Origin of the sequence: [Clostridium] citroniae WAL-17108 (assembly GCF_000233455.1) — a bacterium.
Taxonomy (GTDB): Bacteria; Bacillota; Clostridia; order Lachnospirales; family Lachnospiraceae; genus Enterocloster; species Enterocloster citroniae.
Map to the genome: position 1 here is coordinate 46973 of NZ_JH376430.1, position 23316 is coordinate 70288.

Genomic DNA, 23316 nt, shown 5'->3' on the forward strand with positions numbered 1-23316 from the left:
ATTGATTAATTCAACTGTGGTTGTTAATCGTTCAAAAATCCCTTATAATAACGCACAAGCATCTGTGATTCTACTGCTTTGATTGTTTCCAGCACCACGCCTACAATAATGATCAAGGAAGTTCCTGAAAATGATATATGGCTTACATTTAATAAACCGGATGCCAGAATCGGAACAACCGCAATGATGATCAGGCCGCATGCACCAATAAAAACAATATAATTCAAAATCTTATTTAGATAATCGCTGGTTGGTTTTCCCGGGCGGATACCAGGGATAAAGCCTCCCTGCTTTTTCATGTTATTAGCCACTTCCAACGGATTGAAGGTAATGGACGTATAGAAGTAAGCGAACATAATCAGCAATGCAATATAAATCACCAGACCAATGGAGTACTCCGGAGACTCGGGTCTGCACCATGAGCCTGAGTTGAGCACCATCAGAATCTTGCCTCCTATGGAGTTGTAATCAACAGTAAAGAACTGAGAGATCACAACAGGGAATGACATGATGGAAGAGGCAAAGATAACCGGCATTACACCTGCGGTATTAATCTTCAACGGGATGTTGGAAGCCTGTCCGCCAACCATCTTGCGGCCAACCATTTTCTTGGAATACTGAACCGGGATTCTTCTCTCCGCATCGTTTAGCACGATAACAAAGACAACCATGGCCAGGATCACAAGAGCAATCACCAAAATGGCAATAGCTGCTGTAAACACAGTCTGTCCGAAGATGAAACGGTAATAAAGGCTCCTCACATCATTGGGAACACTGGACAGGATGTTGAATAACAGTACAATTGAAATACCGTTTCCAACGCCCTTTTCCGTAATCTGCTCACCAATCCACATAAGCAGGGCACTTCCCGTAGTCATTGTAACAATGGCAATGATAATATTCCAGGCATTGTAATCAAGGAGAAGTCCCTGACGGCCAAAGCCGATGGCCATGGCACTTGATTCAATCAGTGCCAGGGCTACCGTGGTATATCGGGTGTATTCCTGAATCTTTTTCCTGCCGTCTTCACCATCCTTTTGCAGCTCTTCCAGTTTTGGAATCGCTATGGTCAGCAGCTGGATGATAATGGAGGATGTGATGTATGGCGTGATGCTCAATGCAAAGATGGACATGGATGAAAATGATCCACCTGTCATGGCATTAAAGAAGCCAAACACATCCGTTGTCTGTTTTGCAAACCAGTCCGCAAAGAATGTTGTTTCGATTCCCGGAATTGGAAGCTGGCATCCAAAACGGATGACTACCAGCATCATAAAGGTATAGATAATCTTTTTACGGAGCTCCTGTACCTTAAATGCATTTCTGATCGTTTTAAACATTAGATCACCTCGCAGGTTCCACCTAAAGCTTCGATTTTAGATTTTGCACCTTCACTGAATGCATTAACCTTAACGGTCAGCTTTTTGGTTAATTCTCCATTTCCAAGGATCTTTACACCATCTCTTGGATTCTTAACGATTCCAGCTTCGATTAATGTCTCAACAGTAACCTCAGCATCGTTATCGAACTGTTCCAGTGCGCTTACGTTAATACCTATAATGGTCTTAGAATTCATATTGGTGAAACCACGCTTTGGGATACGCCTGTATAAAGGCATCTGTCCACCCTCAAAGCCAGGTCTTGTTGCTCCAGAACGGGCTTTCTGACCCTTGTGGCCCTTACCAGCGGTTTTACCATTGCCTGAACCATGGCCACGGCCTTTTCTAAAATTATCGCTATGCTTTGAACCTGCAGCAGGCTGTAAATTTGACAATTCCATGACTGCACCTCCTTACTTTATCTGATTAGATTTCTTCAACTTTTACCAAATGTCTCACACTTGCAATCATGCCTCTGACAGCGCCATTATCTGGCATCTCAACTGTCTTCTGCATCTTGGTCAGGCCAAGGGCAGCAACAGTTGCCTTCTGCTTAGGAACAGCACCGATAGGGGACTTGACTAATGTAATCTTTAATTTCTCTGCCATGTCTTTCTCCTCCTATTAGCCTACAATTTCTTCCACAGATTTGCCGCGCAGTCTTGCAAATTCTTCCGGTGTCTTCAAAGAAGTTAAACCGGCAAGTGTTGCCAGAACAACGTTTGTCTTGTTGTTGGAACCTAAAGACTTGGTACGGATATTCTTGATTCCTGCCATTTCCAGTACGGAACGTGCGGGACCTCCGGCGATAACACCGGTACCTTCAGGAGCTCTCTTTAACAGAACAGCTGCACTTCCGAATTTACCAATAAAATCATGTGGGATACTCTTATTCTCATCTACTGGAATCTCTACCAGATTCTTAATTGCGGCTTCTTTACCTTTGCGGATCGCTTCCGGAACCTCGCCTGCCTTGCCTAAACCAGCACCGACATGGCCGTTACCGTCACCTACTACTACCAGAGCGGAAAATCTCATGGTACGTCCACCTTTAACAGTCTTGGATACTCTCTTGATCGCAACTACCTTGTCATTCAGTTCCATCTGACTGGCATCAATAATTGTACGCTTCATGCTTGTTCTCCTCTCTTAGAAATCCAGACCAGCCTCGCGGGCTGCATCTGCTAATACCTGAATTTTGCCCTGATATATAAAGCCGCCTCTATCGAAAACAACTTCCTTGATACCTTTTTCAAGGGCTCTCTTTGCGATTACTGTACCTACATATGCTGCAGCTGCCTTGTCATTGGTCTTCTCCAGTTCAGCGTTAACTTCCTTCTCAACTGTAGAAGCAGCAACTAAAGTGTTACCAACCGTATCGTCGATAATTTGAGCATACATATGATTATTACTTCTGAACACTGCCAGACGCGGTCTCTCTGCTGTGCCAGCAAAACGGTTACGCATTCTATTGTGTTTCTTTACGCGAACTTCGCTTCTTGACTGTTTGTTAACCATTTTTACACTCTCCTTAATTATTTCTTACCAGTCTTACCAACTTTACGTCTGATAACCTCGTCAGCATACTTGATACCCTTGCCCTTGTATGGCTCAGGCCTTCTCTTGTCTCTGATTTCAGCAGCGTATTGGCCAACTTTTTCTTTATTGATACCTTTAACAGTGATCTTGTTCTGTCCCTCTAAGACGGTCTCGATGCCTTCAGGATCTTCCATCTCTACCGGATGGGAGTAGCCCAGGTTCAGAGTAAGCTTCTTGCCCTGCTTTGCAGCTCTGTAACCAACACCGTTTACTTCCAGAACCTTCTCATAGCCCTCTGTAACACCATGGATCATGTTGTTTACCAGGGTTCTGGTCAGACCATGTAAAGATTTCATTTTCTTTAAATCGTTTGGTCTGCTTACGATAATCTGTCCATCTTTCTGCTCGATGGTCATCTCTACTGGGAGATCTCTCTCCAATGTTCCCTTTGGACCTTTTACAGTCACTTTATTTCCTTCTGCGATTGTAACAGTTACACCTGCCGGAACCGCAACTGGCATTCTACCGATACGTGACATGCCTTTACCTCCTACTTAAATTCTCGGAAGGAACTGTGCGTTCCTTCTGTTTTCAGTCGCACGCATTGAGCACTGAGCGCCCGTACATTAGGCGCTTACATGCGAAAGTGCTTCGTGATACTTAACAGGGGCTTTCCCGGTTAGTATCATCGAAGTTTCCATAGTTACCAAACAAATGCCAGAACCTCGCCGCCAACACCTAACTGACGTGCTTCCTTATCGGTGATCACACCCTGGTTGGTGGAAATGATTGCGGTACCAAGTCCGCCCAGCACCTTGGGAAGCTCTTCCTTGTTTGCGTACACACGCAGACCAGGCTTGGAGATTCTCTTGATACCGGAAATAATTTTCTCGTTCTTATCTTTACCGTACTTTAAGGTGATTCTGATGGATGCAAAACCGCCGTCCTCTACCATGTCGTACTTTGCAACATAACCCTCTTTTACCAGAATATCAGCAATAGCTAATTTCATCTTGGATGAAGGTACGTCTACTGTATCATGTTTTGCAGTGTTTGCATTACGGATTCTTGTAAGCATATCTGCAATCGGATCGCTCATTGTCATTTTAAAATGCCTCCTTCCTCTTTCTCTCTATCTTACCAGCTAGCTTTCTTAACGCCAGGAATCTGACCCTTGTATGCTAACTCACGGAAACAAATACGGCAGATTCCGTACTTTCTTAAGTAAGCATGTGGACGGCCACAGATCCTGCAGCGGTTGTACTCTCTGGAAGAGAATTTAGCCGGACGCTGCTGTTTAATCTTCATTGAAGTCTTAGCCATGAAAGTTTCCTCCTAACTATTTTGCAAACGGCATATTGAATAATGTCAAAAGTTCACGAGCTTCTTCGTCAGTCTTAGCGGTGGTAACGAAGATGATATCCATACCTCTTACCTTGTCAACTTTGTCGTACTCAATCTCAGGGAAGATCAGCTGCTCTTTGATACCGAGCGCATAGTTTCCTCTGCCATCAAATGCGTTAGGGTTAACACCTCTAAAGTCACGTACACGGGGCAGTGCCAGGTTTACCAGGCGGTCCAGGAATTCATACATTCTCTCGCCGCGCAGTGTTACCTTGCAGCCGATTGCCATGCCTTCACGGAGTTTGAAGTTAGCGATGGACTTCTTAGCCTTGGTGGTAATAGCCTTCTGTCCGGAGATGATTTCCAGATCTCTTACAGCTGAATCCAGGACCTTGGCATTTTCCTTTGCTTCGCCTACGCCCATGTTGATAACGATCTTATCCAGCTTCGGCACCTGCATAACGTTCTTATATCCAAATTTCTTCATCAGCGCGTCTACCATTTCGCTCTGATACTGTTCTTTTAATCTAGCCAACGTTTTTTTCCTCCTCTCCTGAATTAATCAATCACTTTGCCAGTTGTCTTTGCAACACGAACCTTCTTGCCGTCTTTTACATCAAAGCCGACTCTGGTTGCCTTGCCGTCAACTACCAGCATTACATTGGAGATATCAATGGGAGCTTCCTGATTTACGATGCCGCCCTGCGGATTACCGGGAGCCTGTTTTGTGTGCTTGGTAATCATATTGCAGCCCTGTACCAGGACTTTATTCTTCTTTGTGTCAACAGAGATCACTTTACCCTGCTTATCTTTATCTTTACCTGCGATTACAACTACTAAGTCGTCTTTTTTGATTTTATGCACAGTGGACACCCCCTTATAATACTTCTGGAGCTAAGGAGACAATCTTCATGAACTGTTTGTCTCTTAATTCTCTTGCTACAGGCCCAAAGATACGAGTTCCTCTTGGAGTCTTGTCATCCTTAATAATTACAGCTGCGTTCTCATCAAACTTGATATAAGAACCGTCTTTACGGCGAGCGCCCTTTTTGGAGCGTACCACAACAGCCTTTACAACATCGCCCTTCTTTACAACACCACCAGGTGTTGCATCTTTGACGGAAGCAACGATGATATCACCGATATTTGCATATCTTCTGGTTGAACCACCTAATACACGGATGCAGAGAAGTTCTTTTGCACCGGTATTGTCGGCAACTTTAAGTCTTGTTTCCTGCTGAACCATACCTGTTACTCCTTCCTCATCTCAATTATCTTGCTTTCTCGATAACTTCAACAAGTCTCCATCTCTTATCCTTGGACAGTGGTCTTGTTTCCATTACTTTTACTGTATCACCGATACCGCATTCATTCTTCTCGTCATGAGCTTTTAACTTAACGGTCTTCTTTACGATCTTACCGATCAGTGGGTGCTTAATGTGATCCTCGATTGCTACAACAATGGTTTTATCCATTTTATTGCTAACCACTTTACCGGTACGGGTTTTTCTCAAATTTCTTTCCACGGTAGATTCTATCTCCTTTCCCATTTTGTTCACCTTTGCATTTATCGTGAACAACCTTCACACCAGGTTTGACAATACCTTACCAGGCGCTTACAGTCAAGCATTAGCCTTCTCAGTGATAACAGTCTGGATCCTTGCGATGTTCTTGCGGACTTCCTTGATCCTAGAGGTGTTATCCAGCTGATTGGTTGCATTCTGGAATCTCAAATTGAACAGTTCCTTCTTCGCAGCTACTAACTCTTCATTCAGCTCGTTTGCTGACTTATTCATTAATTCTTCTACAAACTTATTAGTTTTCACTGTTATCACCGCCTTCTAAATCTGCTTTAGAAACAATCTTACACTTGCATGGCAGCTTGTGCATAGCAAGACGCAGAGCTTCTCTAGCTGTTTCCTCTGGTACACCAGCGATTTCAAATAATACACGGCCTGGCTTTACAACTGCTACCCAGTACTCCAGAGCGCCTTTACCGGAACCCATACGGGTTTCTGCTGGCTTTGCTGTTACAGGTTTATCCGGGAAAATCTTAATCCAGACCTTACCACCACGCTTAATGTAACGGGTCATGGCAACACGGGCTGCCTCGATCTGGTTTGACTTGATCCAACATGGTTCGGTAGAGACTAAACCGTACTCACCGTTAGAGATCGTATTGCCTCTTAATGCTTTGCCGGCCATAGAACCACGGAACTGTTTACGACGCTTAACTCTCTTAGGCATTAACATTATTTATCGCTCCCTTCCTTGTTTCCTTTAGTAGGAAGTACTTCGCCCTTGTAGATCCAAACCTTAACGCCAATCTTGCCGTAGGTTGTATCTGCTTCTGCGAAACCATAGTCAATATCTGCTCTTAATGTCTGAAGCGGGATAGTACCCTCGCTGTAGAACTCGGTACGTGCCATATCAGCACCGCCCAGGCGGCCTGCAACAGCAGTCTTGATACCCTTAACGCCAGCCTTCATGGTTCTGCCCATGGTGGACTTCATAGCACGGCGGAAGGAAACACGGTTCTCTAACTGTCCTGCGATAGACTCGGCAACCAGCTGAGCATCCCTGTCAGGACGCTTGATTTCCTTGATGTCTACGAACAGCTTCTTGTCAGTGAGCTTCTGAACTTCTTTCTTTAACTTCTCGATTTCAGAGCCGCCCTTACCGATCACCACACCTGGCTTAGCAGTATAGATGATAATCTTTACCCTGTCAGATGCACGCTCAATTTCGATCTTGGAAATACCGGCACTGAACAGTCTCTTCTTCAGGAACTTTCTAATATTGTAATCTTCAACCAGGCAGTCAGCAAAATCAGCTTCTGCATACCACTTGGAATCCCAGTCTTTAATAACACCGACTCTTAAGCCGTGTGGATTAACTTTCTGTCCCATATTTGCCTCCTATCTCTCATTCAGAACAACAGTGATGTGGCTCATTCTCTTCTCGATCCTGTAAGCACGTCCCTGGGCTCTCGGTCTAACTCTCTTCATGGTTGGTCCCTGGTTTGCGTAGCACTCTTCTACGTAAAGCTTTGCGGGATCCATTCCGTTATTGTTCTCAGCATTTGCTGCTGCTGATTCCAGTAACTTCTTAACTAAGCTGGAAGCATATCTGGGATTGTAAGTTACAATACCAAGTGCGGTCTGTAAATCTTTGCCTCTGATGGCATCTAATACGAAACAAGCCTTCTGGACAGACACTCTGGCGTAAGACAGTGTTGCGCTGGGTCTTGTGTCCTTATTGGCATTTCTCTCTCTCTTGACTTGGGATCTATGTCCTTTTGCCATTGGTAAAACCTCCTTTCAATTTACCCGTGAATTACTTTCTCATGCCGGATTTTTTCTCGTCTTTTCCGTGACCTCTATAGGTCCTGGTTGCTACGAATTCGCCCAGTTTATGTCCTACCATATCTTCGGTAACATATACCGGAACGTGTTTCCTACCGTCATGAACTGCAATTGTATGACCAACCATCTGTGGGAAGATTGTAGAACGGCGGGACCAGGTCTTAATTACCTGCTTCTGTCCTGCTGCATTCATAGCGTCTACTTTCTTTAACAGATGTGCATCTGCAAATGGTCCTTTTTTCAGTGAACGAGCCATGTGTTCTTAACCTCCTTTAACTATTTGATGGTTCTGCCATCACGTCTTCTTACGATCAACTTGTTAGACTGCTTGTTTTTCTTTCTGGTCTTCAGACCCAGAGCAGGCTTGCCCCATGGTGTACAAGGACCAGGACGGCCGATACCGCACTTTCCTTCACCACCACCGTGTGGATGGTCATTGGGGTTCATTACGGAACCGCGGACTGTAGGTCTGAAACCCATGTTGCGCTTCCTACCAGCTTTACCAATGTTGATCAGGGAGTGTTCACCATTGCCAACAACACCGATGGTTGCACGGCAGATGATCGGAACCATTCTCATTTCACCTGAAGGTAAACGTAAGGTGGCATACTTGCCTTCCTTAGCCATAAGCTGCGCTCCGTTACCTGCGGAACGAACCAGCTGGCCGCCCTTACCTGGATATAACTCAATATTGTGCACCTGTGTACCAACCGGGATGTGATACAGCGGCATACAGTTGCCAAGCTTTGCCTCTGCCGTATCGCCGCTCATAACCTTCATTCCATCAGTTAAGCCCTGTGGAGCCAGGATATAAGACTTGGTACCGTCTGCATAGCAGATCAGCGCGATATTGGCGGTTCTGTTGGGATCGTACTCGATACCGATAACGGTTGCCGGGATACCATCCTTGCTGTTTCTCTTAAAATCAATAATTCTGTATTTTCTTCTGCTGCCGCCGCCTCTGTGACGAACAGTGATCTTACCCTGATTGTTACGACCAGCGTTCTTGTTCAGGGATACTACCAGAGATTTCTCTGGGGTGTCCTTGGTGATTTCCTTGAAATCAGAACCGGTCATATGTCTTCTGGAAGGTGTATAAGCATTATACTTCTTAATTCCCATGACATTTTACTCCTTTTCGTTTTCTTTTCACGGCATACGTTTCTGGGTTCGGGATATCTGGGATGTCCCGGCTGCCGTATAAGTTCTCCGGCCGGACGGATCCGGCGGGTGGGTCAGATTACAGCCCCTGGAAGATCTCGATCTCCTTGCTGTCCTCTGTCAGCTTAACAATTGCTTTCTTGGAAGCAGCTGTCCTGCCGAAAGTGGTTCCTCTTCTCTTAACCTTACCGTCACAGTTCATGGTGTTTACGGAAGCAACCTTGGTGCCCGGGAACATCTTCTCAACTGCTTCTTTGATCATAGCCTTATTTGCATCAACGTGTACCATGAAAGTATACTTTCTATCTGACATGGCGTTCATGCTCTTCTCAGTGATAACTGGTTTTAAAATGACGTCATAATACTTAATGTCTGCCATTATGCGTACACCTCCTCGATGGATGCGACAGCAGCCTTGGTAGCTACTACTGTGTTGTACTTCAGAATGTCGTATACATTGATGGAGTTAACCTGTGCAGTCTTAACGTCTGCAATGTTCCTTGCGGATAATACTGCATTCTGATCATTGTCAGCCAGAACTACCAGCGCCTTGGATACCTTCAGGTTATCCATTACGTTCTGGAACTTCTTGGTCTTAATCTCATCTAACTTCAGCTCATCCAGTACGATGAACTTGTTGTCCTGAACACGGCTTGTAAGAGCGGACTTAAGAGCAGCTCTCTTCTCCTTCTTGTTCAGTCTGATCGTGTAATCCCTTGGTGTTGGAGCGAATACTACGCCGCCGCCCTTCCACTGAGGAGATCTGGTTGAACCCTGTCTTGCATGACCGGTTCCTTTCTGTCTCCACGGTTTTCTACCGCCGCCGGAAACCTCAGAACGTGTCTTTGCTTTCTGTGTTCCCTGACGCTTATTAGCAAGCTGTGCAACAACTGCAAGATGTACCAGGTGCTCGTTAACTTCTACGCCGAACACGGCATCGTTCAGTTCTAATGTGCCAACTTCTTTACCTTCCATATTGTAAACAGATACGTTTGCCATCTGTGTGTTCCTCCTTTCCTATAAAAGCTTACCTTTCAACCTTAACGGTTTCTCTGATTGTAACCAGGCTCTTCTTAGGTCCTGGTACTGCGCCCTTAACCAGAATCAGGTTATTGTCGGTATCAACCTTAACAACCTCCAGGTTCTGAACGGTGATCTGCTTGTTGCCCATGTGACCTGGCATACCTTTGCCCTTGAATACGCGGCCTGGTGTGGTAGCGGAACCGTTGGAACCCTGATGACGATGGAACTTGGAACCATGAGCCATGGGTCCTCTGTGCTGTCCATATCTCTTGATGGCGCCCTGGAAGCCTTTACCCTTGGAAATAGCGGTAGCATCAATCTTATCGCCAGCAGCGAAGATGTCTGCCTTGATCTCATCTTTTACAGAATACTCTTCTGCATTCTCAAATTTGAATTCCCTTACATATCTCTTATAGGAAACTCCGGCCTTATCAAAGTGGCCTTTCTGCGGCTTGTTAACCAGTTTTTCTCTCTTGTCAACGAAACCAACCTGTACTGCTTTGTAACCATCGTTCTCAGCAGTCTTAACCTGTGTTACCACACAAGGTCCTGCCTGAAGCACGGTTACCGGAACTAAAGCACCATTCTCATTGAAGATCTGGGTCATTCCGACTTTTGTTGCTAAAATCGCTTTCTTCATTGTCTTACCTCCTGTTTCATGATCTACAGCGGAATGCTTTCGCATTCATCCTAGAACAGTCTAACTATACGTGGAACACTATGAACCTGCCCGTAAGCCTTCCCTTGCTGACGCTCGGGGGACGGGTGCGGTATGTTGATTCCTCAACAGGAAATGCAGTGTTGCTTCTATAATTTAAACCCTTCAGGATATAAACATTTTCCCTTGAAAACAAATATTATTTTGTTTTCATCTTGATGTCGATGTACACACCAGCCGGCATTTCCAGTCTGGACAGTGCATCAACTGTCTTCTGGCTTGGAGCAGTGATGTCGATCAGTCTCTTGTGAGTTCTCTGCTCGAACTGCTCTCTGGAATCTTTGTACTTATGAACAGCACGCAGAATGGTTACTACCTCTTTCTTGGTTGGTAACGGTACCGGTCCGCTCACCTGTGATCCTGTCTTCTTTACAGTCTCGATGATTTTGCCGGCGGACTGATCTACTAACTGATGATCATAAGCCTTTAAAGTGATTCTCATTACTTGACTTGCCATAAAAAAAGTCGCCTCCTTTTCGCACTTCTAAACCAAGTACGACAAGCGGTGACTGTACACGTTTCCGTGTGTGTCCCAACGGAACTCCACACTGATTCTGCCATTTATCCTGCAGTTTCTTTAATTGGTACAGTGACTTGTCGCCAGTTTCCTAACTTGACATTCGCTCCACGGAAAACCCGCCTCACTTTGTGGGCGGCAACCTCTCGCTTCAACGCTATCATGCCACAGCCTTGTTATGATAGCATACATCTCCATTAAATGCAAGTACTTTTTTATTTTTTTCTGCATAGTTATCTGCATTGCTATTTATGATACTGATTCAATGGCCAACGGGCCAAAAAGAAAAGACCTCTGTTATACCAGAAGTCTTTCCCAATGATCCATGTTTTAATCCTCAGTGCAATAGGGTTCCATGGGTTCTGTTACATAGGAATCAATATCCGTATCTTCATCCGCTGATGTCAGCTGCCCGCTGGCATTGGTAACAAACTTTACCCCGTCACTGTTCTTTACCTTTGTGCTCTTCATAACTTTGCCGGAGGAATTGACCACATAGTTCTTATTATCCACCCGGTAGCACACGTACTTCTGGCCGTCCGTGGCCTTCTGGAGCTTTCCTTTATAATATAGGTAGTTATCCTTCACGCCATTGTACCCGCGGCCGTTATCCGCAAAGTAAAAATCCGACTTATTGCCATCGTCCTCCGTGACCTTTATCTTACCCTTCTGCACGCAACTCTTGTTCTTGTCACCGAAATAGAAGGTGGTCCAGTCATCATCCCCGGAACCCGTATAAACCTTTTTAAGTCCGTAAACCGGGTTGCCCAGGTGGTTAAACAGATAGGATTTACCGTTCAGTTTCACGATATCATTGGTGGTCAGCCGCTCTGTATCGGCAGCCCTTGGCTTGCCGCTGTTTGTAAAATAAAACCACTCCACATCACCGTCATAGCCTTCCAGGTCATCCGGGGGTTCTATGGAGTACCAGCCGATCCTGGCCTTTCCGTCAGCGCCGAAATACATGTAATCCTCAATGGAATCATTGGAGGAGGAACGCACATTCTTCCAGCCTGTCTGCATGGCTCCAGTCTCATCAAAGCAATAATATGTACCGTCTATCTTACGCGCCGTGTAATCTCCGTCCGAACTGTCCGGTGCGAATTTCTTGCCGCTGGAGGAAAAATAGTACCAATACCTTCCATCATCATCCGTTACACTGTCGATCCCGGGTGTGACGCGGTCCCTGTTGTCATCATCCTCATCCGGGGGTTCCAGCTTCTGCCATCCTGTCCGCATAACGCCGTCCGTTCCCGTGTAGTACATATCATCCAGGATCCAGCCCAGCTCCATACGTCCGTCCCCGTCAAAATGATACCACTTGTTATCGATCTTTTTCCAGGCATCGGACATCATCTTCCCGCTGCTTCCAAAATAGTACCACTCGTACTCACCGTCATCATTGGTCAGTTTCAACCACTTGTCAGTGAGTATGATACCATTGCTGTCAACATAATAATCGGAATCAACCCAGGCGCTAGTGGCCATATTGCCTTCACCGTCCAGATAACGCCACTGGTTGTCCGCCCCCTTTTTCCATGCATTATATACGCGGTTTCCATTGGAATCATAGTAAACCCAGCTGCTCCCGGACTGGGCCCAACCTTCCGCCGCCATGGCAGAAATCGTAGCCGTACCCAAAGACAGCACCGCTGCCAGCACCCACACTGCCACTGTATGTTTCTTCATATGCTCAGCTCCTCTTCCCATCTGCACTCGCCCATGCTGAAGCCATTCACGTAGTATGAGACTCCTGCAATCCTAACCTATATTGTATCAAGGCTCCCGTAATTATTCAACCTTATTTATCTTTCAATTTGTTTACGATAGACTGTATTTTTTCTTTTTTATCATAAACTTGACGTTTACACACAATTTAGACTATACTCTGTATTATAATACTTCATCCAGGCAGTAACCCTGCGGCCGGGATGATGCAATCTGCTACTTATCACATCAGATATTGAGGAAATGAGGTTTTTATAATTATGTGGCTTGCCGACAAATGGAATGATTACGAAGTCATAGACTGCTCCAATGGTGAAAAGCTGGAGCGCTGGGGCAATTACCTGCTGGTCCGTCCTGATCCGCAGGTCATCTGGGATACAGCTAAGACCCACAAGGGCTGGAAGCACATGAACGGCCATTATCACCGCAGCAGCAAAGGCGGCGGTGAGTGGGAATTCTTCGACCTGCCGGAGCAGTGGTCCATTGGATATAATGGTCTTACATTTAATCTGAAGCCCTTCAGCTTTAAGCATACAGGGCTGTTTCCGGAACAGGCAGCCAACTGGGACTGGTTTGGGGATAAGATCAAACAGGCGGGAAGGCCCATAAAAGTGCTGAACCTGTTTGCCTACACTGGAGGCGCCACACTGGCAGCCGCAAAAGCAGGAGCCAGCGTTACCCATGTGGATGCATCCAAAGGCATGGTGGCATGGGCCAAGGAAAATGCCGCCTCCTCCGGCCTGGCGGACGCCCCTGTGCGCTGGATCGTGGATGACTGCGTAAAATTTGTGGAACGGGAGATCCGCAGAGGCAACCGCTATGACGCGGTCATAATGGATCCTCCCTCTTACGGGCGCGGCCCCAAGGGTGAGATCTGGAAAATTGAGGATGCCATCCATCCTCTGGTAAAGCTGTGCGTGCAGCTTCTTTCAGACAAGCCCCTGTTCTTTTTGATCAACTCATACACCACGGGCCTGGCCCCCTCCGTGCTGAGCTACATGCTGGGAGTGGAAGTGATTCCCCGCTTTGGCGGTACGGTCAATGCCCAGGAGGTGGGCCTTCCCGTAACCCAGTCAGGACTGGTGCTCCCATGCGGGGCTTCCGGGCGCTGGGAGGCGTAGGTTTCCGATTGCTTCATTGTACCTAAAAGCGCGGGCGCGCCGGAACGTGAAATGCCTGATACCCATCCTTCGATGGGCTCAGGCATTTTTTATTTTTATCAATCTGTTACTGGTCTAATCTTCCAGCAGGCGGGCCACATCCAGTTTTCCCCACCCCTGCTGGTTATGGGGCAGGCCCAGGTTCACGGCCCGTTCACGGATGCGCAGCTTCACATCCTTGTTGCTCATTTCCGGGTACTTTTCCAGTAAAAGTGCAATGGCGCCGGATACCAGAGGTGTTGACATGCTGGTTCCTGACTTTGAGAAATACCGGCCGGGCTCATTGCAGCAGCTGACGATCCCCGACCCGGGAGCCACAATATCCGGCTTGCAGATACATGCCAAAGTGGGACCGCGGCCGGAATAATCCACCATCCGGCTTCCCATCACTTCCACTTCCTTATGGTCATCGGAGCATCCCACTGTGATAACCTTGCGGCTGATCCCCGGTGTGGTAATGGTCATACGGCCCGGACCATGGTTGCCGGCTGCCACTACCACAACCAGCCCATCATCCCAGGCCGCATTGACTCCCCTCACCAATATGGAGTTCTCCGTCATATCACGTCTGGAAAGGGAGCCCACTGAAATGTTCACAATGCGAATGCCGTACTCCTGCATGTGCTCCCTGATCCATTTTAATCCTGCCAGTACATCCGAGGCATATCCATTTCCCTTGTGATCCAGTACCTTTACAGATATCAGACTGCATCCAGGCGCCACCCCTCTGTACTTTCCTTCCGAGGAAGCGCCGCTCCCTCCTATCATAGCTGATATATGAGTCCCGTGCCCGTTGTCGTCATAGGGCTGCGGCCTCTGGTTTACATAATCAGCAAAGGCTGTTACTCTATCCTTAAAATCCTCATGGAGATAAACGCCGGTGTCCAGGACTGCAACACCAACCCCTTTCCCCGTGATTCCCATGGAATATACGATGTCACAATTTATGTCTTCTCTTGCCTGATTCACATCACGATATTCTCCTTTTTTTATTAGGATATTCCGGGAAAATGAATTGCGTTCCACTGCGCCGCCCGCAGTCCCGGGAAAATACCGTTGTGAAAAGGAAAATTAATTTTTATAGATCCATGGGTGTTTAAAAGACTGCCTCCACAACCTCCTGCCGGTCCACATCAATGACGCCATATGAGTTGATCCTCAGTTTAGGTATCACCGGCAGGCTTACAAAGGCAAGTGTCATAAAGGCATCAATGTCTTCGCTGATCCCCAGCTCCCTTGTCTGTTCCTTCAGTTTCTCAAGCTGAAATTCCACCTCATACACGGAAGCCTGGGTCATGATGCCGCCGATGGGAAGGGCCAGCTCCCCTGTCACCTGTCCGTCCACCGCCACGGCAAGGCCGCCTTTATTCTTTCTCACGGCATTGGCTGCCAAAACCATATCCCTGTCATTGGTACCTATGACAATAAGATTGTGGGAATCATGGGCCACACTGGTGGCCACTGCACCTTTCTTCAGTCCATATCCTCCAATAAAGCCAATGCCGGTATGACCTGTATGTAAATGGCGCTCAAAGACAGCTGCCTTTACAATGTCTTCATTCAGATCCACTCCCTGTGCCCTGTCCCCCTGCGCCGCGGCAGTATCGTCATCCGGCCATGGCAGGATCCTCTCTTGTGTGAGCAGCTCATGGGGCTTAAACTGGATCACACGCTGCATGGTTCCCTTCTTTTCCAGCTCCAGGTCCTTTAATGTAATTTCATCCAGATGGAAGGAATCAAATACCCTTGGGAATGCAGATGCCAGCTCCCGGCTTTTGTCCTCCTTTTCCTGAATGCATACGCCCTTTTCCGCTGCCAGTTTCCCGTCTTTATACACGGCCAGCACACGGAAATCTTTTAAATCCTCCAGCACTGCCAGGTCTGCCCGCAGTCCGGGCATGACGGCCCCTCTGTCCTTTAAGCCAAAGTACCTGGCGCTGTGGAGAGTCCCCATCTTAATGGCCTTTATGGGATCCGCCCCCAGTGAAACAGCCTTGCGTATGATATAGTCAATATGCCCCATGGAGATCAGATCACCGGGGTGTTTGTCGTCCGTGACCAGCATGCAGCGCTCATAATAAGGGGCGGCAAACAGTGGCATCAGCGCCTCCAGGTTCCTGGCCGCGGTCCCCTCCCTTATCATGATGTACTGGCCTCTGCCAAGCTTTTTCAGCGCCTCATCAATATCTGAACACTCATGGTCCGAGAGCACCCCGGCGCACACATAAGCATTCAGCCCATTTCCCTCCAAAAACGGAGCATGGCCGTCTATCACCTTTCCCCTGCTGCCGGCATCACTGAGTTTCCCCATCAAGTCATCCATTCCGGCAACCACTCCCAGGGAGTTCATCACCTCCGCAAGGCCCAGCACACGCGGGTTGTCGTAGTAAGGCTTTAGATCCTCCGGTCCCAGAACAGCCCCCGACTCATCCAAAGCCGTGGCAGGAACACAGGAGGGCATCATGATAAATACATCCAGATCCAGGTCTTTGGTGGTCTCCAGCATATAGTCGATCCCCTGGCAGCCGGCCACATTGCCGATCTCATGGGGATCCGCTATGACAGCCGTGGTGCCGTGAGGCAGGACCGCCTTCTCAAATTCAGGAGGTGACACCATGGCGCTTTCAATATGTATATGACCGTCAATAAAGCCGGGGCAGATGTACCGGCCCGACAGGTCCACATTGTGCTCCCCCTCATAATCCCCTATGCCAGCTATGTATCCGTCCTCGATGGCGATATCAGCCACCTCGGTCTTTTCCGTAAAAACATTCACAACCGTCCCGCCTTTTAATACCAGGGATGCCTTGCGCCTGCCTGATGCCACATCCATCATTTTCCTTAAATCCCCATATAGGTCCACAAAAAACTACCTCCTTTTATTCATCCGTGTACCCTCCGAGTCTCCGGCACCCAGATTTGCGAGTTGATTCTTGCCAGCCGCAAAGCCGGGTTCCGGGGAGACTTTGGGAGTACATCCGCCCCAATGTAGTTGATATCATAATACTATAATATGATGGAAAGTACAATATTCTGCAATTTTTTTACATTATTAGGAATGAAACACTTGTATTTCCAATTTATCGTGCTATAATATTCTCATGGAAGTATAGCTCAGCTGGGATGAGCGTTCGCCTCACACGCGAAAGGTCATGGGTTCGAGCCCCATTACTTCCACTAAAAACCGCCCGAGTGCACGGATGTACTCAGGCGGTTTTTTCTTCATACTTTCTTTCGCAAAAGCCCAACTTTTTTGTAAGAAATATTACGCTTCATTACGATTATCTGACTACTATTGAGTTTCATCCCAAACTGTGATATATTGATTTCAGTCAGAGATGACGCGGCCCGGTACTGGCGCCTGAAAGGGCGTACCAGACCGGGCCATCCCCCTTTATAAGGGGTTCTTAACTTCTATCCCATTCAGACAGTGGTAAGTTTGTGGAACAGATCTCCCAGTATGCAGTCGCGAAAGACGAAGCTGCAGTTATATAGCAATTATTTTCCATAAGTACGGTATGATTGTTATCCTGAAAATGCTATCGACATTTCTCACCACTCGGATTATAATAAATTTAGCTAAAGTATGTGGTTATGGTCCATCGGACAAAGTGAATCCCCCAGAGGGCAACTCTGGGGGATTCTTTTGTGCTGCGCCGTTTATTCGTCTCTATCCAGCCATCTTTTGGCGGCTGGCCGCGTTAACATTAATCTGCGTACGCTGAAGTGCGCCTCCATCCGTTGCCTTGCAGGACACCCAAATACGGTGATAGGGGGCCAAAGGAGTTTTGTGCCTCAGATATGTGATTCTGCAAGGCACTCTCTCCATCTAGGACCGGCCGTTATTTTCTCGTATATTTGAATTAAGAAATTCTTAATAATCTATTCAAGGAACATTCAAACATTTTGGAGGATTGCATGCTATACTAAGTACATAAGAAATGCACGAATATTTAACAACTATCCTTCAACCCTTTTTGAAAATCCGAAATCCTAAAGAAAATGGCTCCGTACCAATTGGTACGGAGCTTTTTCTATGTATATCCATCATAAGAATTGCCATACTTACCACAAACATCCGTCACTTACCATTGATTGCCATACTTACCACTACTTTTCATTAAAATGCGGCTGCTGGCGGTTTAAGGAACCCAGGACTTCCTTCAGTTTCCCTACATCCCCGTCCTCAAAACAGTATCCGTCCATCCCACACCTGCGTGCCCCCTCTATGTTCAGACTCAGGTCATCGATAAAAAAACACTCCTCCGGTTTCAGGCGGAAACGGTCAAACAGATGCTGGTACATCTCCTTCTGCGGCTTTAAGCACTGGACATCCGCGGAAAACAAAACCCCGTCAAAACAGTCAATGGCAGGTATCACCTCTTTATAGCAAGTCAGGAGGCGCACCGATGCATTGGAGCAGAGATAGATCCCATACCCCATGGATTTAAGCCATCTTACCACTTCCTCCATTCCTTCCTTAGGTCTCATGTTGTATTCGTGCCAATGCCAAAAGCACCAGGCAGCCATATCCCGCTTGTGCTCCGTGTCCAGGCGGTCCTGCATTTTCTTAAGGGCCTCCTCCTCCGGCATGACACCCATGTCCAGAAGGATCCACTCCGGGGACACAAATACGGATGTGCTCACTTCCTTCCTCTCCTGTTCATCCTCTATGCACTTCTGGCAGACCAGATCTCCCACGTAACTTACCAGAACCTGTCCCATATCAAAGACTATATGTTTAATCATCCAATTTACCTCCTGGAAGACTGCTAAATTTTATAGACTGCAAAACTTTATAGACTGTAAGATCTTATAGACTGTGTAATCTTATATACAGAAAACCCGGGACAATGCCCCGGGTTTCATGTCATGTTAGGCTTCCGCTTTCTCAACTTGAGCAATGGCAGCCTTCTGCATAGGAATACGGCAGTTCTTGTTGTTGCCGAATTCAACGATTACAGTATCATCTGTCATATCGATGATTACACCGTAAAATCCGCTGCTGGTCAGTATGGTATCTCCTACTGCAACGCTGTTTAACAGCTCCTGCTGTCTCTGCTTCTCCTTCTTCTGAGGACGGATTGCCATAAAATATAACATACCACCCAGAAGAACAATATAGAGAATCCAGAATATCGGACTACTTGTATTCATTCTCACTTCCTCCTTCACATCTACTGCCGCCTCGCCACAGTAGTTAATTATTCATTAGCCTTTAGAGAGCTCTCCATGCCTGCAAGCTTGGCCGCTTTGTACTCACTGTAGCGGTGCTCCTCGATGGCGTCGCGAATCTCTTTCATCATTGTATTATAAAAATACAAATTATGCAAGGTGCATAATCTCATTCCCAGCATTTCTTTCGCCTTCAGCAGATGGCGGATATAAGCCCTGCTGTAGGATCTGCACGCCGGGCACCCGCAGCCTTCTTCAATGGGCCTGCTGTCCAGCTCATATTTCTGGTTAAACAGGTTCAGTTTTCCATGGTTGGTGTACACGTGGCCATGGCGTCCGTTTCTGGACGGATACACGCAGTCGAAGAAATCCACTCCGCGGTCCACTGCTTCCAGGATATTGGCCGGGGTTCCAACTCCCATAAGGTAAACGGGCTTGTCCTCGGGCAGATGGGGAACGGTCACATCCAGGATGTGGTACATTTCCTCATGGCTTTCCCCCACAGCAAGTCCACCCACCGCATAGCCGTCCAGGTCCATCTCCCGTATGGTCTTGGCATGCTGGATCCGGATCTCATCCACCACACCGCCCTGGTTGATTCCAAACAGCAGCTGTTCCCTGTTCACGGTATCCGGCAGTCCGTTTAAACGGGCCATCTCTTCCTTACAGCGGGCCAGCCATCTGGTGGTGCGGTCAACGGACTGGCGGATATACTCATCACTGGCATGACTGGGAGGACATTCATCAAATGCCATGGCAATGGTGGAACCCAGATTTGACTGGATCTGCATGCTCTCCTCCGGTCCCATGAATATCTTATGCCCGTCTATATGCGAGTTAAAATAAACGCCTTCTTCTTTAATCTTGCGCAGCTTGGTCAGGGAAAACACCTGAAATCCGCCGGAATCCGTGAGAATAGGTCTGTCCCAGCTCATGAATTTGTGAAGTCCGCCAAATTCTTTGATCAGCTTATCCCCTGTGCGCACATGGAGATGGTAGGTGTTGGACAGTTCCACCTGAGTGCCGATCTCCCTAAGGTCATCGGTTGAAACCGCGCCCTTAATGGCGCCCACGGTTCCCACATTCATGAATACCGGAGTTTCTATAACACCGTGTACGGTCTCCATTCTGGCCCGCTTTGCTTTTTGGTCCTTTGTTATAACCTGATATTTCATATTATTCAGCCTCTTCATCTGCAAGAGCAGCTTTGATCATGATGGCGCACTCAATACGCTTTTTCTGCATCTCGCAGCCGATCTCGTAAGCGCCGTTAATGGATCCGCTGGAATTGTATGCATTGGCTGAACATCCGCCGCTGCAGTAGAATCTTGCAAAACAGTCCTTGCAGCCTTCCTTGGCATACACGTTGCAGGTCTTAAATTCATCCCTTATATCCGTGTTCACAATACCAGTGTCCACATTTCCCATGAGAAATTCTTCATTGCCCACAAACTGATGGCAGGGATAGAAGTCCCCCCATGGGGTAACCGCCAGGTACTCGGTGCCTGAACCGCAGCCCGCCATACGTTTTGCTACACAGGGGCCTGCTTTCAGATCCAGCATAAAATGGAAGAAGTTAAATCCCCTTCCCTCTTTTTTGCGCTTGATATATTCCAGGGCCAGCTTGTCATACTCCTTAAGGATGGCCGGAAGATCCTCTCTGCGGATGGAATAATCCTCAGCCGGATCAGATACCACGGGTTCCATGGACATCTGCTCAAATCCCAGATCCGCATAGTGGAGCACATCCTCTGCAAAATCCAGATTGTTCCTTGTAAATGTCCCCCGCACATAATAGTCCTTCTGGCCGCGGCTTTTGGCGAATTTCTGGAATTTGGGAACAGTCAGGTCATAGCTGCCGCTGCCATTGCGGAAGGGGCGCATCTTATCATTGATATCCTTGCGTCCGTCCAGGCTCATGACCACGTTGCTCATCTCCCTGTTGCAGAAATCCATGATCTCGTCATTTAAAAGCACGCCGTTGGTGGTGATGGTAAAACGGAATTTCTTATGGTGCTCCGCCTCCTGGGAACGGCCGTATTCCACCAGGCGCTTCACCACGTCCCAGTTCATCAGCGGCTCACCGCCAAAAAAGTCCACTTCCAGATGCTCCCTGTTCCCCGAATTGGCAATGAGGAAATCCAGGGCCTTTTTGCCAACCTCATAGCTCATCAGGGCACGGCGGCCGTGGTATTCCCCTTCCTCTGCAAAACAATATCTGCAGGCCAGGTTGCAGTCATGGGCAATGTGAAGGCAAAGGGCCTTGACCACTGTCTTGCGCTGCTTAAAATCCACAACAAAATCACGGTAAATATCCTTTGTAAGAAGCTGCTCCATGGCGATCAGCTCCTCGATGTCCTCAAGGGCCTCTCCCAGCTCCTCGGGTGTGTATTTGCCCCACAGGCGGTCAAATACATCAGACTTGACCTTGGAAGACAAGGGTTCAGGCTTTTCCATCTCCGGAACCAGCTCTGACACCACCGCCACTGCGTCATATACGACAGGGTCTACCACATGGACGGAACCGCTGTTCACATCCAGTATAATATGGTAACCATTATTAATAAATTGATGAATCACGAATCTACTCTCTCTTTCTAAGGGGCCTTTTGCGGTGCGGCAGGGGATATTGATCGATCACACTCCCCATTGTCATAGTACCGGCCCATCCCTTTGCGTGGCAAAGCCCCTATAATCCCAGCGACCATAGGGGCTTTATACCAAATTTCCTTACGTATCTTTGATCTGTCTGAGCAATGCTAACGTGTGTTTATAAAATACACTCTAGCGGTTAGCGTTCTCGCAGCTCTGGTTTCCAACGGTGCAGGATGTCTTACATGCTGACTGGCAGGAAGTCTGGCACTCGCCGCATCCGCCCTTTTTCATGGTATCCTTCAAGGTATTCGTATTCAATGTCTTAACGTGCTTCATATTACGGCACCTCCTCTTATCCAAAATATAATTCCTTGAAATTATAACACAGGTTAAAGCCCCTTGCAACGGTAAATTACAAAGGTTTGTCATATTCACGGCGCCTCCGGGAATATACTGCAACATAGATTCTTATGAAGGAGAATAATCCTATGGAAAATGGTATCGTTAAGCCCATGGTCCGCTCCCTGCTCATTTCCTACGTGCTGTCCGGAATCCTCCTGGCCGCCCTGGCATTTGCCCTGTATAAACTGCATTTGAAAGAGGGACAGGTAAACCTCATGGTGTATGCAGTTTACTTTATCACCTGTCTGGCAGGCGGTTTTGTTGCCGGAAAAGGGATCAGGCAGCGCCGGTTCTTCTGGGGGCTTCTGGCCGGTCTGTTCTATTTTGTGGTCCTGTTCGCTGTATCCTGGGCCATGAACATGGGTTCACCAATTGATATGGAACGTTCCGTGACAGTCATGGGCGTATGCGCCCTGGGCGGAACCATTGGGGGAATGATCAGTTAAGGGGGGACTTGGGGGGTAGGTGGGGGGGTGGAGATAGGTACATCCATTCCTCTCACCCACTGCTGTACCGCTCCCCCTTCACCACTTAAATCGCCGGTTAGAAAAAGGCCGCGGTCTTGGGGAGACTGCGGTCTTCTTTCGTTTGTGTTTCTTTACTTATTTTTCCTTGTACTTTTTATCTATTTTTCTTACCTATTTCTTTTTCCTGACCTCGGCCAGGCTTTTTGCTGTCTGCTCCAGCATAATGATCGTGCTTCCCAGAAATACGAACATGTCTCCCAGATTGAATACCACTTTCTTGATCGGCTCCCATTCGATGGAAAAATAATCCACCACATAGCCCCGGACCACTCTGTCGTAGAGATTGCTGAGAGCTCCGCCTATGATAATGGCAATCCCCGCTTTCTGGGCTGTCTTTCCTTTGTCCTGGAGCAGGGCGCACAGGGCGCCGGCCATGGCTGAGATGACCATGAGCGGAATCCCTTTGACCAGTTCCGGCCGCTCCTTCATAAATCCAAAGGGAAAACCTGCGTTGTGATTCTTGTGAACCTTGATCAGGCCCTTGGCTGAGGGCAGATCTCTTGGAAATGTATCATCCTCCTCGCTTTCGATCACACTTTTTATGCCAAGATCCAGCGCCGCCAGACCGCCTATTATCCAACCATAAATCATATGTCCGCCTTCCTTTCCACGCTTTTCTTTCATTCTACTATGGTTTCACACTGCCGTCCAGTGAAAGGTTTCTAAAATTCAGCATATAATAA

33 protein-coding genes and 1 tRNA gene are annotated in these 23316 nt (G+C 47.5%); 3 read left to right on the top strand and 31 right to left on the bottom strand.

What is annotated here, in order from left to right:
• Nucleotides 1-23: 23 nt before the first annotated feature.
• The 23 genes from secY to HMPREF9469_RS26165 form a co-directional block, all read right to left on the bottom strand.
• On the bottom strand, nucleotides 24-1340 hold the full coding sequence (gene secY / locus HMPREF9469_RS26055) for a preprotein translocase subunit SecY (RefSeq protein ID WP_007869298.1): 1317 nt from the start codon (nucleotides 1338-1340) through the stop codon (nucleotides 24-26).
• The gene (rplO, locus tag HMPREF9469_RS26060; RefSeq protein WP_007869300.1) at nucleotides 1340-1780 is read right to left on the bottom strand and encodes a 50S ribosomal protein L15; all 441 of its coding nucleotides are present in this window, start codon (nucleotides 1778-1780) and stop codon (nucleotides 1340-1342) included. The genes secY and rplO overlap by 1 nt, the downstream gene beginning before the upstream one ends.
• 25 nt (nucleotides 1781-1805) lie before the next feature.
• Nucleotides 1806-1988 carry a 50S ribosomal protein L30 gene (rpmD, locus tag HMPREF9469_RS26065; protein WP_007869301.1) on the bottom strand — a complete coding sequence of 61 codons (183 nt, stop codon included), beginning with the start codon at nucleotides 1986-1988 and terminating at the stop codon, nucleotides 1806-1808.
• A 15-nt stretch (nucleotides 1989-2003) separates the two neighbouring features.
• Complete coding sequence (gene rpsE, locus HMPREF9469_RS26070) at nucleotides 2004-2513, bottom strand: 30S ribosomal protein S5 (RefSeq protein WP_002566497.1); 510 nt, start codon at nucleotides 2511-2513, stop codon at nucleotides 2004-2006.
• Nucleotides 2514-2528: 15 nt separating this feature from the next.
• The gene (rplR, locus tag HMPREF9469_RS26075) at nucleotides 2529-2897 is read right to left on the bottom strand and encodes a 50S ribosomal protein L18 (RefSeq protein WP_007869311.1); all 369 of its coding nucleotides are present in this window, start codon (nucleotides 2895-2897) and stop codon (nucleotides 2529-2531) included.
• A gap of 17 nt (nucleotides 2898-2914) precedes the next feature.
• Nucleotides 2915-3457, bottom strand: a complete 543-nt coding sequence (gene rplF, locus HMPREF9469_RS26080; RefSeq protein ID WP_007869315.1) for a 50S ribosomal protein L6 — start codon at nucleotides 3455-3457, stop codon at nucleotides 2915-2917.
• Between the two features lie 164 nt (nucleotides 3458-3621).
• Nucleotides 3622-4023 (bottom strand): 30S ribosomal protein S8, encoded by a 402-nt coding sequence (rpsH, locus tag HMPREF9469_RS26085; RefSeq protein WP_007869317.1) that lies wholly within the window; start codon nucleotides 4021-4023, stop codon nucleotides 3622-3624.
• A 32-nt stretch (nucleotides 4024-4055) separates the two neighbouring features.
• The gene (locus tag HMPREF9469_RS26090; RefSeq protein ID WP_002604691.1) at nucleotides 4056-4241 is read right to left on the bottom strand and encodes a type Z 30S ribosomal protein S14; all 186 of its coding nucleotides are present in this window, start codon (nucleotides 4239-4241) and stop codon (nucleotides 4056-4058) included.
• Nucleotides 4242-4257: 16 nt separating this feature from the next.
• On the bottom strand, nucleotides 4258-4797 hold the full coding sequence (rplE, locus tag HMPREF9469_RS26095) for a 50S ribosomal protein L5 (RefSeq protein WP_007869322.1): 540 nt from the start codon (nucleotides 4795-4797) through the stop codon (nucleotides 4258-4260).
• Between the two features lie 23 nt (nucleotides 4798-4820).
• A complete protein-coding gene (gene rplX, locus HMPREF9469_RS26100; RefSeq protein ID WP_007869324.1) occupies nucleotides 4821-5126 on the bottom strand; it encodes a 50S ribosomal protein L24 in 306 nt (101 codons plus the stop codon).
• 13 nt (nucleotides 5127-5139) lie between these two features.
• Nucleotides 5140-5508 carry a 50S ribosomal protein L14 gene (gene rplN, locus HMPREF9469_RS26105; protein ID WP_007869326.1) on the bottom strand — a complete coding sequence of 123 codons (369 nt, stop codon included), beginning with the start codon at nucleotides 5506-5508 and terminating at the stop codon, nucleotides 5140-5142.
• Nucleotides 5509-5533: 25 nt separating this feature from the next.
• Nucleotides 5534-5788, bottom strand: a complete 255-nt coding sequence (rpsQ, locus tag HMPREF9469_RS26110; protein ID WP_040417435.1) for a 30S ribosomal protein S17 — start codon at nucleotides 5786-5788, stop codon at nucleotides 5534-5536.
• A gap of 96 nt (nucleotides 5789-5884) precedes the next feature.
• Nucleotides 5885-6088, bottom strand: a complete 204-nt coding sequence (gene rpmC, locus HMPREF9469_RS26115) for a 50S ribosomal protein L29 (RefSeq protein ID WP_007869329.1) — start codon at nucleotides 6086-6088, stop codon at nucleotides 5885-5887.
• On the bottom strand, nucleotides 6078-6515 hold the full coding sequence (rplP, locus tag HMPREF9469_RS26120) for a 50S ribosomal protein L16 (RefSeq protein WP_002566507.1): 438 nt from the start codon (nucleotides 6513-6515) through the stop codon (nucleotides 6078-6080). The genes rpmC and rplP overlap by 11 nt, the downstream gene beginning before the upstream one ends.
• Nucleotides 6515-7171: a 30S ribosomal protein S3 gene (gene rpsC, locus HMPREF9469_RS26125; protein ID WP_007869332.1), complete on the bottom strand. Its 657-nt coding sequence runs from the start codon at nucleotides 7169-7171 to the stop codon at nucleotides 6515-6517. Before rpsC ends, rplP begins: the two co-directional genes overlap by 1 nt.
• 9 nt (nucleotides 7172-7180) lie before the next feature.
• The gene (rplV, locus tag HMPREF9469_RS26130) at nucleotides 7181-7567 is read right to left on the bottom strand and encodes a 50S ribosomal protein L22 (RefSeq protein ID WP_007869335.1); all 387 of its coding nucleotides are present in this window, start codon (nucleotides 7565-7567) and stop codon (nucleotides 7181-7183) included.
• Nucleotides 7568-7598: 31 nt separating this feature from the next.
• Complete coding sequence (rpsS, locus tag HMPREF9469_RS26135; RefSeq protein WP_007869338.1) at nucleotides 7599-7883, bottom strand: 30S ribosomal protein S19; 285 nt, start codon at nucleotides 7881-7883, stop codon at nucleotides 7599-7601.
• 20 nt (nucleotides 7884-7903) lie between these two features.
• Nucleotides 7904-8749, bottom strand: coding sequence for a 50S ribosomal protein L2 (gene rplB, locus HMPREF9469_RS26140; protein WP_007869341.1), 846 nt, complete (start codon nucleotides 8747-8749; stop codon nucleotides 7904-7906).
• Between the two features lie 118 nt (nucleotides 8750-8867).
• Nucleotides 8868-9167 carry a 50S ribosomal protein L23 gene (gene rplW / locus HMPREF9469_RS26145; RefSeq protein ID WP_007869344.1) on the bottom strand — a complete coding sequence of 100 codons (300 nt, stop codon included), beginning with the start codon at nucleotides 9165-9167 and terminating at the stop codon, nucleotides 8868-8870.
• Nucleotides 9167-9787, bottom strand: a complete 621-nt coding sequence (rplD, locus tag HMPREF9469_RS26150; protein WP_007869345.1) for a 50S ribosomal protein L4 — start codon at nucleotides 9785-9787, stop codon at nucleotides 9167-9169. Before rplD ends, rplW begins: the two co-directional genes overlap by 1 nt.
• 28 nt (nucleotides 9788-9815) lie before the next feature.
• Nucleotides 9816-10451, bottom strand: a complete 636-nt coding sequence (gene rplC, locus HMPREF9469_RS26155; RefSeq protein ID WP_007869348.1) for a 50S ribosomal protein L3 — start codon at nucleotides 10449-10451, stop codon at nucleotides 9816-9818.
• Between the two features lie 217 nt (nucleotides 10452-10668).
• Nucleotides 10669-10986 (bottom strand): 30S ribosomal protein S10, encoded by a 318-nt coding sequence (gene rpsJ, locus HMPREF9469_RS26160; protein ID WP_002566515.1) that lies wholly within the window; start codon nucleotides 10984-10986, stop codon nucleotides 10669-10671.
• A 390-nt stretch (nucleotides 10987-11376) separates the two neighbouring features.
• On the bottom strand, nucleotides 11377-12735 hold the full coding sequence (locus HMPREF9469_RS26165; RefSeq protein ID WP_007869358.1) for a PspC-like choline-binding domain-containing protein: 1359 nt from the start codon (nucleotides 12733-12735) through the stop codon (nucleotides 11377-11379).
• Between the two features lie 299 nt (nucleotides 12736-13034).
• Between HMPREF9469_RS26165 and HMPREF9469_RS26170 the strand changes: the two genes are divergently transcribed.
• Nucleotides 13035-13895: a class I SAM-dependent methyltransferase gene (locus tag HMPREF9469_RS26170; RefSeq protein ID WP_007869359.1), complete on the top strand. Its 861-nt coding sequence runs from the start codon at nucleotides 13035-13037 to the stop codon at nucleotides 13893-13895.
• Between the two features lie 114 nt (nucleotides 13896-14009).
• Here HMPREF9469_RS26170 and HMPREF9469_RS26175 read toward each other — a convergent pair whose 3' ends face one another.
• Both HMPREF9469_RS26175 and ade read right to left on the bottom strand, forming a co-directional pair.
• Nucleotides 14010-14903 carry a S8 family peptidase gene (locus HMPREF9469_RS26175; RefSeq protein ID WP_007869360.1) on the bottom strand — a complete coding sequence of 298 codons (894 nt, stop codon included), beginning with the start codon at nucleotides 14901-14903 and terminating at the stop codon, nucleotides 14010-14012.
• A gap of 127 nt (nucleotides 14904-15030) precedes the next feature.
• Nucleotides 15031-16797: an adenine deaminase gene (gene ade / locus HMPREF9469_RS26180; protein WP_007869361.1), complete on the bottom strand. Its 1767-nt coding sequence runs from the start codon at nucleotides 16795-16797 to the stop codon at nucleotides 15031-15033.
• Nucleotides 16798-17037: 240 nt separating this feature from the next.
• Here ade and HMPREF9469_RS26185 point away from each other — a divergent pair.
• Nucleotides 17038-17111: transfer RNA gene (locus HMPREF9469_RS26185), tRNA-Val, on the top strand.
• 933 nt (nucleotides 17112-18044) lie between these two features.
• Here the strand turns inward: HMPREF9469_RS26185 and HMPREF9469_RS26190 are convergent.
• The 5 genes from HMPREF9469_RS26190 to scfA all read right to left on the bottom strand — a co-directional run bounded on the left by HMPREF9469_RS26190 (nucleotide 18045) and on the right by scfA (nucleotide 22040).
• Entirely contained in the window at nucleotides 18045-18683 is a 639-nt protein-coding gene (locus tag HMPREF9469_RS26190) for an HAD family hydrolase (RefSeq protein WP_007869362.1), read from the bottom strand.
• A 126-nt stretch (nucleotides 18684-18809) separates the two neighbouring features.
• A complete protein-coding gene (gene yajC, locus HMPREF9469_RS26195; protein WP_007869364.1) occupies nucleotides 18810-19091 on the bottom strand; it encodes a preprotein translocase subunit YajC in 282 nt (93 codons plus the stop codon).
• A 47-nt stretch (nucleotides 19092-19138) separates the two neighbouring features.
• Complete coding sequence (tgt, locus tag HMPREF9469_RS26200; RefSeq protein ID WP_007869366.1) at nucleotides 19139-20284, bottom strand: tRNA guanosine(34) transglycosylase Tgt; 1146 nt, start codon at nucleotides 20282-20284, stop codon at nucleotides 19139-19141.
• 1 nt (nucleotide 20285) lies between these two features.
• Nucleotides 20286-21689: a thioether cross-link-forming SCIFF peptide maturase gene (scfB, locus tag HMPREF9469_RS26205; RefSeq protein ID WP_007869368.1), complete on the bottom strand. Its 1404-nt coding sequence runs from the start codon at nucleotides 21687-21689 to the stop codon at nucleotides 20286-20288.
• A 204-nt stretch (nucleotides 21690-21893) separates the two neighbouring features.
• Nucleotides 21894-22040, bottom strand: coding sequence for a six-cysteine ranthipeptide SCIFF (gene scfA / locus HMPREF9469_RS26210; RefSeq protein WP_002566540.1), 147 nt, complete (start codon nucleotides 22038-22040; stop codon nucleotides 21894-21896).
• 152 nt (nucleotides 22041-22192) lie between these two features.
• On the opposite strand from scfA, the gene HMPREF9469_RS26215 reads away from it, so the two are divergent.
• Nucleotides 22193-22552: a TIGR04086 family membrane protein gene (locus tag HMPREF9469_RS26215; protein WP_007869370.1), complete on the top strand. Its 360-nt coding sequence runs from the start codon at nucleotides 22193-22195 to the stop codon at nucleotides 22550-22552.
• Nucleotides 22553-22744: 192 nt separating this feature from the next.
• Here HMPREF9469_RS26215 and HMPREF9469_RS26220 read toward each other — a convergent pair whose 3' ends face one another.
• Nucleotides 22745-23224, bottom strand: a complete 480-nt coding sequence (locus HMPREF9469_RS26220) for a signal peptidase II (RefSeq protein WP_007869371.1) — start codon at nucleotides 23222-23224, stop codon at nucleotides 22745-22747.
• Nucleotides 23225-23316: the final 92 nt, after the last annotated feature.